8 protein-coding genes are annotated in these 7,406 nt (G+C 66.1%); 4 read left to right on the plus strand and 4 right to left on the minus strand.

Translation table 11 applies throughout. From position 1 onward, the window contains the following. Nucleotides 1-854, minus strand: an 854-nt coding sequence (locus tag DBR23_RS14370; RefSeq protein ID WP_108498706.1) for a tripartite tricarboxylate transporter substrate binding protein, incomplete at its 3' end; no start/stop codon positions are given. Nucleotides 855-1,046: 192 nt separating this feature from the next. Continuing rightward, nucleotides 1,047-2,063, minus strand: a complete 1,017-nt coding sequence (locus DBR23_RS14375; RefSeq protein WP_108498710.1) for a 1-aminocyclopropane-1-carboxylate deaminase — start codon at nucleotides 2,061-2,063, stop codon at nucleotides 1,047-1,049. Nucleotides 2,064-2,226: 163 nt separating this feature from the next. Here DBR23_RS14375 and DBR23_RS14380 point away from each other — a divergent pair, with 163 nt between their 5' ends. Next, nucleotides 2,227-2,742, plus strand: a complete 516-nt coding sequence (locus tag DBR23_RS14380) for an Lrp/AsnC family transcriptional regulator (RefSeq protein ID WP_108498707.1) — start codon at nucleotides 2,227-2,229, stop codon at nucleotides 2,740-2,742. A 22-nt stretch (nucleotides 2,743-2,764) separates the two neighbouring features. Here the strand turns inward: DBR23_RS14380 and DBR23_RS14385 are convergent, their stop codons facing one another. Together DBR23_RS14385 and DBR23_RS14390 are read right to left on the minus strand one after the other, a co-directional pair. Continuing rightward, the gene (locus DBR23_RS14385; RefSeq protein WP_108498711.1) at nucleotides 2,765-3,679 is read right to left on the minus strand and encodes an EamA family transporter; all 915 of its coding nucleotides are present in this window, start codon (nucleotides 3,677-3,679) and stop codon (nucleotides 2,765-2,767) included. A 160-nt stretch (nucleotides 3,680-3,839) separates the two neighbouring features. After that, a complete protein-coding gene (locus tag DBR23_RS14390) occupies nucleotides 3,840-4,751 on the minus strand; it encodes a LysR family transcriptional regulator (RefSeq protein ID WP_056065468.1) in 912 nt (303 codons plus the stop codon). Between the two features lie 265 nt (nucleotides 4,752-5,016). Between DBR23_RS14390 and DBR23_RS14395 the strand changes: the two genes are divergently transcribed. From DBR23_RS14395 to DBR23_RS14405, 3 genes are all read left to right on the plus strand, one after another. Beyond that, complete coding sequence (locus DBR23_RS14395; protein ID WP_233250462.1) at nucleotides 5,017-5,928, plus strand: transporter; 912 nt, start codon at nucleotides 5,017-5,019, stop codon at nucleotides 5,926-5,928. Between the two features lie 25 nt (nucleotides 5,929-5,953). Next, nucleotides 5,954-6,442 carry a hypothetical protein gene (locus tag DBR23_RS14400; RefSeq protein WP_108498708.1) on the plus strand — a complete coding sequence of 163 codons (489 nt, stop codon included), beginning with the start codon at nucleotides 5,954-5,956 and terminating at the stop codon, nucleotides 6,440-6,442. Nucleotides 6,443-6,453: 11 nt separating this feature from the next. Then, nucleotides 6,454-7,406 (plus strand): S9 family peptidase (locus DBR23_RS14405; protein WP_108498709.1); only part of this gene is annotated, 953 nt, incomplete at its 3' end.

Raw genomic sequence — 7,406 nt, forward strand, 5'->3', positions numbered from 1 at the left:
GCATCGCCCGTGGCGTAAGACGGCTCCAGCCCTGCGGCGATGAGCTTGCTGCGGATCTCGGCGTCCGCCATCGTATCGGCCAGTGCCTTGTGCAGCTTGGCCTTGGCCTCGGCGGGCAGGCCACGCGGCGCGACCACGGCCAGCCAGGAATCGGCCGAGAAGCCGGTAAAGCCACTTTCTGCCACGGTGGGCACGTCGGGCAGCTGCGTGGCCCGCGTGGCGCCCGTCACCGCAATGGCCTTGATCTTGCCCGCCTTGAGCTGTGGCAGCGCTGCCGCCACGGTGTCGATGGTGAAGGGAATCTGCCCGCCCATCAGGTCGGCCATGGCAGGGGCGCTGCCCCGGTAGGGCACATGCATCAGCTTGATGCCGGCGGCCGACCAGGTCAGCTCGGCGGCAAAGTGCCCCGTGGTGCCGTTGCCGAACGAGCCGTAGGAGAACTTGTCGGGCGTGCGCTGCACGGCGGCGATCAGCTGCCGGAGGTTGTTGACCGGCACATCGCGGTGGGCCAGCAGAATCAGCGGCACCCGGGCGACCAGGCCGACGGGCTCGTAGCTTTTGACGGGGTCGTAAGGCAGCTTGGCGTTCAGCGCGGGGTTCACGGTGAAGGTGGAGCCGGAGCTGATCAGCAGCGTGTAGCCATCGGCAGGCGCATTGGCCACATACGCTGCCCCCACCACGGAACCAGCGCCCGCCTTGTTCTCCACCACGATGGGCTGGCCCAGCCGGTCGCTCAGCTTCTTGCTGATGGTGCGGCCCACGATGTCCACAGCGCCCCCAGGCGGGAAGGGCACGACAAGTTGCACGGGCTTGGCGGGGTACCCGTCGGCGTGCGCCAGCCGCAAGGGGCCCATTCCCAGCCCTGCAAGGGCCACCCCACGAGGATCACGCTACGCCGACTGACAAGCTGCAAGCACTTCATGGGGGCTCCTTGGATCGAGGGAACGGGCGGGCCCCTTGCCTGGCGGTCAGGGGCCCTTTGAACAGGTGCTCAGATCAACGACAGCCCGGCCAGCTGTGCCAGCCGTCGCTGCTCGCTGGACGCATCAGCCGTTGCGAAAAAGAAAGCTGTAGGCGTTCAACGCCGGCACCCCTCCCAGGTGCGCATACAGCACGCGGGAGCCTTCGGGGAATTCGCCCTTGCGCACCATGTCGATCATTCCGTGCATGGACTTGCCTTCGTACACCGGGTCGGTCAGCATGCCCTCCTGGCGGGCGCACAGGCGGATGGCTTCGAGCGTACCCTCGTTGGGCAGGCCGTACTCGGGGCCGCCGTACCGGGTGTCCAGGATCACGTCGTCGGCCGTGATCTCCTGGCCCAGCTCCACCAGCTTGGCCGTGTTCTGTGCGATGCGCAGCACCTGGGCATGGGTTTTTTCGGGCTTGGCCGAGGCGTCGATGCCGATCACCTTGCGCGCCCGGCCGTCGGCCGCAAAGCCCACCACCATGCCCGCCTGCGTGCTGCCCGTGACCGAGCACACGACGATGTAGTCGAACTGGAAGCCCAGCTCTTTTTCTTGCTGGCGCACTTCTTCGGCAAAGCCCACAAAGCCCAGGCCACCGTACGGGTGCTCGGAGCAGCCTGCGGGGATGGGGAAGGGCTTGCCGCCGGCCTTCTTCACGTCTTCCATGGCCTGCTCCCAGCTGGGGCGGATGCCGATGTCAAAGCCCGCTGCGTCCAGGCGTACGTCGGCGCCCATGATGCGGCTCATCTCGATGTTGCCCACGCGGTCGTACACCGCGTCGGAGTAGTTCACCCAGTTCTCTTGCACCAGCACGCACTTCATGCCCAGGTGTGCAGCCACGGCGGCCACCTGGCGCGTCTGGTTGGACTGGATGCCGCCGATGGAGACCAGCGTGTCGTAGCCGCCCGCAATCGCCTCGGGGATCAGGTATTCGAGCTTGCGCGTCTTGTTGCCGCCGAAGGCGAGGCCCGAGTTGCAGTCCTCGCGCTTGGCATACAGGTGCACCTTGCCGCCGAGGTGGGCCGACAGGCGCGGCAGCGCCGTGATGGGAGAGGGGCCGAAGGTGAGCGGGTGGCGGGCAAATTTCTGCAGGTTCATGGCGGTGTTCCGGTCGATGAAGAGGGGGCGCAAGCGGGGGGGGCTTGCAGTGCCTTCATCGTAGAAAAACACGCGCGTCAAGTGGTTGCAAAATTTTCCAAAATTTCAGTGTTTCAGGTTGATGGATCAGAATGTCAGGGATAAGTATTTCTCTGGGTGACCTATGAGCGCAACAAAAGTTCGTCCCAAGAATGCGCCGCAGGCTGATGTCTCGGCCGAGCTGGACCGTACCGACAAAGCCATCCTGCGCCAGCTGCAGCGTGATGCGTCGCTCTCCAACGTGGCACTGGCCGAGAAGGTGCATCTGAGCCCGCCCGCCTGCCTGCGCCGGGTGGAGCGCCTCAGGCGCCTGGGGCTCATCGATAAGGTGGTGGCGCTGCTCAACCCCCAGGCCGTGGGGGCGGGCATGCTGGTGATGATTGGTGTGGTGCTGGACCGCTCCACGCCCGATTCATTTGCCGAGTTTGAAAAGGCGGCGGCCAAGGTGTCCGGCTGCATGGAATGCCATGTGGTCACCGGCGAGTTCGACTACTTCATGCTGGTGCGGACGCGCGACAACGACAGCTTCAACCGCCTGCATGCCGAGCAGCTGCTCTACCTGCCGGGGGTGCGGCAGGTGCGTTCTTTCATGGTGCTGCGCAACGTGCTCTCGACCACCGAATTGCCGCTGGCGATGTAGCGGCCTGCGTCCGATCGACCGCTTACTGGGCGCCGCGCAGCCGTCCCATCATGGCCGCCCAGGCCGGGCCGCCAAACACGTTGACCACCAAGCCCGCCATCAAGAGCCCGGCGCCTGCAAAGTGCACGGGCAGCAACTGCTCGCCAAACGCCACCCAGCCCGTGGTCAGGCCCACCACGGGCACCAGCAGCGTGAAGGGCGCCACGCGGTTCACGGGGTAGCGCGACATGAGGTAGGTCCACAGCCCGAAGCCCAGCAGCGTCGAAATCCACGCGATATAGGCCACGGCGGCCATCGATTGGAAGGACAGGTGCTGCACGGCCGCCCACACCGTGGCGGGCCCATCCAGCCACAGCGACAGCGCCACAAAAGGCAGCGGCGCCACTACGCTGGACCAGACGATGAAGGCAAACTGGTTCATCGGCCCATACCGCCCCACGGCACGCGTGACGATATTGCCGCAGCCCCACATCGCCGCCGCCGCCACGGTCAGCGCAAAGCCTACCAGGGGCATGGAGGCCCCATGCGCACTCCCGATCAGCACCAGCCCGCAGCCTGCCAGCGCCAGGCCCGCCACCTGGTTGCCATGCCATTTTTCGCGCAGCCACCAAGCCGCCAGCAGCAGGGTGAAGAACGACTGTGACTGCAGCACCAGCGACGCCAGGCCCGAGGGCATGCCGATGTGGATGGCGGTGAACAGCAGCGCAAACTGGCCCACGGCCATGGTCATGCCGTACAGCAGGTACAGCCGTAGCGGCACCTTGGGCGGCTTGACGAATAGCAGTGCGGGGAAGGCTGCGAGCAGGTAGCGCAGCGCGCCCAGCAGCAGGGGCGGCACACCGGCCACGCCCACCTTGATGACGGCGAAATTGAGGCCCCAGACGATGATGACGAGCAGGGCCAGGGCGAGGTCGCGGGGGCGCAGGGAAGAGGGCATGGTGTTGCGGAAGTGGCCGTGGACGGGCTCCGATTGTGGCTTGCACACCTCGGCCATAGCGGCGGTGTTCGGCCAGGTTTCCGATCAAAACGGGACATTTTGCGCACCCCACCCCACCCCACCGCACTGCAGCGCAGCGCAGCGCAGCGGCATGGGTGGGCTAGATGCGGGCGGCCACGGCCATGGCCCGCTCGCGCAGCCACTCCAGCCCAGGGTCCTTGTCGCGGTGCCGGTGCCACTGCAGCTTCTGGCGCATGGGCGGAATCTCCAGGGGCGGCTCCCAGATGCGCACGGGCAGGCCGAGCTGAACGGCACGCAGGGCGATGCGTTTGTGCACCGTGGCCACACGGTGGGTGCCAATCACCAGGCTGGGCAGGGCGGCCATGGTGGGCGCCGAGATCTCGATGCGGCGCTTCACGCCAAAGCGTTCGAGAAACCAGCCGTCGAACGCCGGGATGTGCCGCGCGCCCGAATAGTCGGCCACCACATGGCCGGCGGCCAGGTAGTCGTCAAAGCTCAGCGCTTCTGAGATGTGGGGGTTTCCCTCCCAGGTGATGCACAGGTAGGTTTCCTCGAACAGCGTGACGCTCGGGTGCCTGGGCGAGGCGTATTGCTCCGGAATGATGAGGACGTCGGCCCCGTATTCCTCCAGCTGCTCGACAGGCCGGTTGTTCTGCGCACGGAGGTGCAGTTGCACCCCGGGCGCTTCCTGAAACAGCTGCTCGATCAGCGGTTGCATGAGCACCGTGGTCGTGAAATCGGACACCAGCAGGGTGAAGCTGCGGGTGGATGTGGCGGGGTCGAACCGGGGCTTTTCTGCGATGGTGCTGTCGATGCGCATCAGGACCTCGCGCACGGGGTCCAGCAGCCCCTCGGCACGCGGCGTCAGCACCATGGTGCGGCCTTGCTGCACCAGCAGCTCATCGTCGAAATAGGTGCGCAGGCGCGCCAGTGCGTTGCTGGTGGCGGGCTGGCTCAGGTGCAGGCGCTCCCCGGCGCGGCTGATGCTGCGTTCGGTGAGCAGGGCGTCGAGTGCCACGAGCAGGTTCAGGTCCAGTTTGTTAAAGCGCATGGGCAGCAGGCATCGATGAGGGCATGTGGTTTCTTCCGTGCACCCAGCCAGGTGCAACAGGGGGCCGCAGAGTCCCTGGGCTATTCATGAAATCAATACTGCGAATGGAATCAATCCATTTGATCTAAGTTAAGGCCGATCTTAATCTCGCTCCCGTCCTGCCACCTGGCAGACCCGATGAGGCCCCACCCGTGTGACAGAGGCCCTGTCGAGCAAAGCGAAAACACGCCCAGCCTGGCTGGATGCGTAGAAAAAGGAGACAACGATGAAGACGGTACTTTCCCGCGCCGGGCAGGCGGCGGGCTGCATGTTGCTGAGCCTGCTGGGCGCACCCCAGGCCCAGGCTTTCGAAGGGGGCGTGTCGCCCTTCCCGGTCGGATCGACCGGCGAATACGTGGCCGGCCTGCCGCCCATTCCCGGGTTGTTTGTGCTGGAGCAGGTGCACCACACCACCTCCAGCGGTCTGTATGACAACCACGGCGACAAGCGACCCATCCCGTTCAAGCTGAGCGCAACCTCGGCCACCACGCGGCTGCTGGCGTCCTACGACATGACGGTGCTGGGCGCACGGCTGTATTCGCAGCTGGTGATTCCTGCCGTCTCCTTGCGCACCGACGTCGCCGGCCACAGCGAGCGGCACAGCGGGGTGGCCAACATCACCGTCTCGCCCGCCGTGCTGCGCTGGAGCCTGACAGACAAGACCTATGCCGTGGCGGGCCTGGACCTCGCGCTGCCCAATGGCTCCTACGACCCGCACCGGCCCAGCGTGTCCACCGGCTACACCTCGGTCCAGCCGGTGCTCGGGATTCGCCACACCGATCCGAGCGGCCTGGATATTGGCCTCATCAACCGCCTGATGGTGAACCGTGAAAACAGCACCACCCATTACCGCTCGGGCAGCGGCTATGTGGGCGAATTCACCGCCGGCTGGAACGTCGGCCCCTGGAAGATGGGCATGGTGGGTTCGTACCTTCACCAGTTCACGGACGACAAGCAAGGCGGCGCCACCATCCAGGACAACCGCGCACGCAGCTTTGCGCTGGGGCCCTCGCTCAACTACAACGCCGGCCCCTTCAGCGTGAGCCTGAGCTACCAGCGGGGCCTCTACGCCGCCAATACCACCAAGAACAACGTGCTGGGCATCGGGATCGCCATTCCGCTGTGGATCAAGCACTGACCTCGCGCATCTCGCACGGCACACCATGATGAAGAATTACCTGATGGCGTCCCCGCTGCTCGCCGCCAGCGCGCTGGTCCATGCAGCCGCGCCCGCTGAGCCGCAGGCGGTTTTCGACCGCTATGTGCAGGCCGTGCACGTGGCAGACATGGGTGCGGTGCGTGCGCTGATCGCCCCGGATGTCGAGCGATCGGACTACCCGGCTTGCACTGCGCCGATGGACAACCCGACCTGCCTGGCGCTCTACATCGACCAGACCGTGGTGCAGCCGCGCGCACGGCTCGCCGTGCTTTCGGTGGAGGTGCGCGCCAGTGAGTTGACCGCCCGGCTGGAGGTGCGCAGCCCGCTGTACGAGAAGGCGGGCGTGGAGCGCATCGTTGGCAGCGATGTGCTGCGCATCGAGGGCGGCCAGATCCGGGCCTTCCGCTTTGTGCCGGACTTCGCAGACCCCGCCACGGCCCGCTTCTTCGCCAGCATCGGCATCACGCCGCGCCCCCGCAGTTCCCAACCCTGAGTCTGAAATAGATGTTCAAGTATTTCCCCACCAACTACGTCTGGAACCTGTCCGTCGATCTCGCCATTGAAATGGGCGCGCGCATCGGCGAGATCGAGGAGATGTGCGCCCCCCTGCAAGAGGCCGCCAAGGCCCCGGATGCTGCTGGCACGCAGGCCTTTCGCGAGACCTGGGTGCGCATGGCCGACAAGCTCTGCGGACTGGCCGAAGAAGACGAAGCCCGGGGTCGCATGCTTTCGGCCGGTGAGAAGTACCGGCGCGCTGCGAGCTACCTGATCACCGCTGAGCGGCTGCAGGCGCACAACGCACCGGGCCGCCTGGCCATCTACCGCCGCGAACTGGAGCTGTTCCTCAAAGGCTCGGCCCTGCTGGGCGATCCAGTGGAGCGCGTGGAAATTCCGTACGAGGGAACCCACCTCTCTGCCCTCTATTACCCGGCCAAGGGGCTCCGGCCGGGCCAGCGGGCGCCGATTCTGGTGCAGCTCAACGGGCTGGACTCGACCAAGGAAATGAAGCACCTGGTTGGACTGCCTGCGTGGCTGGCCCACCGTGGCGTGTCCTCCTTGGTGGTGGATCAGCCAGGGACCGGCGAAGCCCTGCGCCTGCACGGACTGACCGCGCGGTACGACACCGAGCACTGGGCCAGCCGCGTGGTGGACTGGCTGGAGCAACACCCCGCCGTGGACCCGAAGCGCATCGGCTGCGAAGGCGTGTCCCTGGGGGGCTACTACTGCCCGCGCAGTGTGGCGATGGAGCCGCGCTTTGCCTGCGGCGTGGCCTGGGGCGCGAACCACGACTGGCGGGACGTGCAAGAACGCCGCTTGCAGAAAGAAGGCGACTTCCCGGTGCCGCACTACTGGGCCCACGTGTGCTGGGTATGGGGTGCCAAGGACATCGACGACTTCATGCGGATCGCGCAGAACGTGCACCTGGACGGCGTGGTCGAGAAGATCCGCGTGCCCTT

The organism is Acidovorax sp. HMWF018, from assembly GCF_003061035.1.
Taxonomy (GTDB): domain Bacteria; phylum Pseudomonadota; class Gammaproteobacteria; order Burkholderiales; family Burkholderiaceae_C; genus Acidovorax; species Acidovorax delafieldii.